Source organism: Noviherbaspirillum denitrificans (genome assembly GCF_002211445.1).
Taxonomy (GTDB): domain Bacteria; phylum Pseudomonadota; class Gammaproteobacteria; order Burkholderiales; family Burkholderiaceae_D; genus Noviherbaspirillum; species Noviherbaspirillum denitrificans.
Genome location: NZ_LSTO01000001.1, coordinates 4,621,361 through 4,623,303 on the forward strand (window position 1 = coordinate 4,621,361; position 1,943 = coordinate 4,623,303).

Annotated in this window: 2 protein-coding genes; both read right to left on the reverse strand. The window is 65.4% G+C overall.

The window, feature by feature from the left end; all coding sequences use genetic code 11:
• Positions 1–246: 246 nt before the first annotated feature.
• Positions 247–939, reverse strand: a complete 693-nt coding sequence (locus tag AYR66_RS22420; protein ID WP_088709355.1) for a phosphatase PAP2 family protein — start codon at positions 937–939, stop codon at positions 247–249.
• Positions 936–1,943 (reverse strand): LTA synthase family protein (locus AYR66_RS22425; RefSeq protein WP_141104292.1); only part of this gene is annotated, 1,008 nt, incomplete at its 5' end. The genes AYR66_RS22420 and AYR66_RS22425, both read right to left, overlap by 4 nt.

Sequence of the window (1,943 nt, forward strand, 5' to 3'; positions counted from 1 at the left end):
TTGTCGACGATCAGGAGGGTGGAATTGTCACCGCGCGCGGACAGCCTCCCTTCGAGGACTTTCTTGACGGTCGCGCAGTCGTCGGCCGCTGCGGCTGGCGCACCGAAAGCCGCGCCCATGGCCAGAACAGCGAGTGCCTTTATCGTTTTCATCGAAGCTCCCCCCGCGCACGGCCCGGCACAACCGGGCCTGCACATTGTCACCACCGATTTGGACGATAGTCACACAAAAAGGGGGAAGCGACAATCAGCGCGACGGGACCTGCGGGGGGAATGCCACGTACAGCACCGAGAGGTACATCCATACCACCCAGCCTGACCATACGTTATGCGAGAGGAAGTGGGCGCCGCGCATCATCTGCGCCCAGCCCATGATCATGCCGACCACGATGCTGGCGGCCAGCAGCGCGATTGCCGGGCGGCGGCGGATATCCTTGAGCCCGAAGTAAAACGCCATCAGCGCAAATCCGCCGGAAGCATGCCCGCCGGGGAAGCAGCGCCCGGCCGCGGTGCCCGTCGGAAGGCGGTCGAACAAGCCGTGGAAGGGCGCATAGCCGCCGTACTCGGCGAGGTCCCAGGGGCAATGCAGGGCGCTGAAATGCTTGAGCAGTGAGACCAGCAGCGCGCCGCCCGCCATGCCAGCACCGATCCAGAGCAGGCGGCGGCGGTGCGGCGCCCATTCCGGCAGCAGCCAGGTCAGCAGCCAGGCGCCGAACACGGCAAAGGAGATGCCGATCACCACCAGCTTCATGCCGCTGTGCATGACGTTCTGCATGAACAGGTCGTCGCGCAGCGGAAAGACGTGCTCCACGGCGTCGAAATACGGTCGGATCAGCACGTGGTCCACCGGCGTCGCCTCGAACAGCAAGGCGATCAGCGGCGCCAGCACCAGCGCCCATAGCAGGTGCGGGTCGCGGCAGCGCGCGAGGAATCCGGTCATGGCACGCTGCGGTACAAGCCGCCCTTGTACAGTTCGGACGCCCCCTGGTAGTAGGCGATCGCTTCGCGCAGCAGCGTGGGGTCAACCGGGACGCTGACGAGGTTGGACTCGCCTTCCACCCGGTATGCCGCCACCTGGCGCTTCGGACGCAGCACGGTCAGGATGTCCTTCTTCAGGTAACCGAGCGCCTGGTAGTTGCTGATGAAGGCGCGGTCTTCCGCTTCCGGCGTGTGCAGGATGTCGCGGCCGAGGAAGCGGGTCGGGTAGTTGAAATCGAGCAGCCCGAGCAGCGTCGGCGCGGTGTCGATCTGGCTGGCGAGGCGTTCCACCTTGCCGGGCTGGATATGCCCCGGCGCGTAGATGATCATCGGGATGTGGTAGCGCTCGACCGGCAGTTCGGTCTTGCCGGCGCTGGATGCGCAATGGTCGGCCACGATCACGAACACCGTGTCCTTGAACCACGGCTTGGCGCGCGCCTGGTCGATGAAGCGGCCGATGGCGTAATCGGTGTACTTCACGCCGCCTTCGCGGCCGGTATGCGACGGGATGTCGATGCGGCCTTCGGGATAGGTGAAGGGGCGATGGTTGGAGGTCGTCATCACATGGGTGAAGGACGGCTTGCCGGCGCGGTGGGAGTCGTCGATTTCATCCAGCACCTGGTCGAACAGCGCCTCGTCGGCGACGCCCCAGATGTTTTCAAAAGGAATGCGCTGCGACGGAATCGAAACGCGGTCGACGATGCGATAGCCGTTGCCGCCGAAGAAGGCGTTCATGTTGTCGAAGTAGCCGTAACCGCCGTACGCATAGCGCACGTCATAGCCCTTGCCCTGGAAGACGCTGCCCAGCGAGAACAGGTTGCCATTGTCGGGCCGCTTCACGATGGACTGGCCCGGCGTCGGCGGCAGCGACAGCGTCAGTGCTTCCAGACCGCGCACGGTACGGGTGCCGGTGGCGTACAGTCGGGTGAACAGCAGGCCTTGGCCGGCGAGGCGGGCGGGGGTGGG